Source organism: Bradyrhizobium sp. PRIMUS42, assembly GCF_023006515.1.
Taxonomy (GTDB): Bacteria; Pseudomonadota; Alphaproteobacteria; order Rhizobiales; family Xanthobacteraceae; genus Bradyrhizobium.
Map to the genome: position 1 here is coordinate 1 of NZ_JALBGZ010001092.1, position 1,444 is coordinate 1,444.

The following is a 1,444-nucleotide window of genomic DNA, read 5'->3' on the forward strand; positions in this document are numbered from 1 at the left end:
CGCCGAAGGCCTGCGCCGCCAGCGGCGACACCGCAGCCATCAATCCGAGCCCGAAGGTGAAGCTGACGAAATAGACCGTGTGCGCCAGCGCCGCCGCGGCGACCGCATCCTCGCCGAGCCGGCCGATCAGCGCGAGATCGGTCGTGATCATCGCGATCTGCCCGAGCTGAGTCAGCATCAACGGCACGGCCAGCCGCAGCGTCTCGACGAATTCTTGCGCGAGATGATTTGGCGGCATGCCGGCTTGCGGCTGCGAATGATGTTGGACGGTGTCGAGCATCGCGGCTCAATAGCACGCCCGAGCGACGAAAACATGGCCCCGAGAGCAAGACGGCGAGGGGATCTATCCGCTAGCTCGGTACTGTAGGGTGGGCAAAGGCGCAGTTGCGCCGTGCCCACCATCTTTCCAATATTTCAACAGAAGCGTGGGCACGCTGCGCTTTGCCCACCCTACGATACTGCGTCCGGGGCACGAGATTGTGCGAAACGCGAAGCTCCCTTCTCCCACAAGGGAGAAAGAACAAGCCTCAGCCCTTCCGCTCCGGCACGCGCTTGATCTTCGCACCCAGCGCGTTGAGCCGCTCCTCGATGCGCTCGTAGCCGCGCTCGATCTGGTCGGCGTTGTTGATGGTGGAGGTGCCCTGGGCGCAGACAGCCGCGAGCAGCATGGCCATGCCGGCGCGGATGTCGGGCGAGGTCATGGTCGCGCCGTGCAGGCGGCTCGGGCCAGCGATGATCGCGCGGTGCGGATCGCACAGCACGATGCGCGCGCCCATCGCGATCAGCTTGTCGACGAAGAACATCCTGGATTCGAACATCTTCTCGAACATCAGGATCACGCCCTCGCATTGCGTGGCGGTGACGATCGCGATCGACATCAGGTCGGCCGGGAAGGCCGGCCAGGGCTGGTCTTCCAGCTTCGGTACGTGGCCGCCAAAATCGTCCTGGATTTTCAGCGTCTGGTTCGACGGCACGATGAGATCGTCGCCCTCGACGCGGCAGACGATGCCGAGCCGCTCGAATCCCATGCGGATCGAGCGCAGATGCTCGACACCGGCGCGCGTGATGCGCAGCGGCGAACGCGTCACGGCGGCAAGCCCGATCAGTGAGCCGACCTCGATATGGTCGGGCTGGATCCGATAGGTCGCAGTGCCCAGCGTCGCTGGCCCATGCACGATCATGGTGTTGGTGCCGATGCCCTCGATCTTGGCACCGAGCGCGACCAGGAAGTTGGCGAGATCCTGCACATGCGGCTCGGAGGCCGCGTTGCGCAAATGGGTGACGCCGTCGGCGGCGACCGCCGCCACCAGCGCGTTCTCCGTCGCGGTGACGCTCGGCTCGTCCAGGAACACGTCCGCGCCCGCGAGCTTTGGTGCGCGGAATTCGAGCCGGTCGGTCGCGGTGACCTTGGCGCCCAACTGCTCCAGCGCCAGCACATGGGTGT

General features: G+C 65.5%; 2 protein-coding genes. Both read right to left on the minus strand.

What is annotated here, in order from left to right:
• Positions 1 to 280: MATE family efflux transporter (locus tag MOV75_RS37900; RefSeq protein ID WP_246932643.1), on the minus strand; the 280-nt coding region annotated here is incomplete at its 3' end.
• Positions 281 to 527: 247 nt separating this feature from the next.
• On the minus strand, positions 528 to 1,444 hold a 917-nt coding region (locus tag MOV75_RS37905), incomplete at its 5' end, for a UDP-N-acetylglucosamine 1-carboxyvinyltransferase (RefSeq protein ID WP_247007966.1).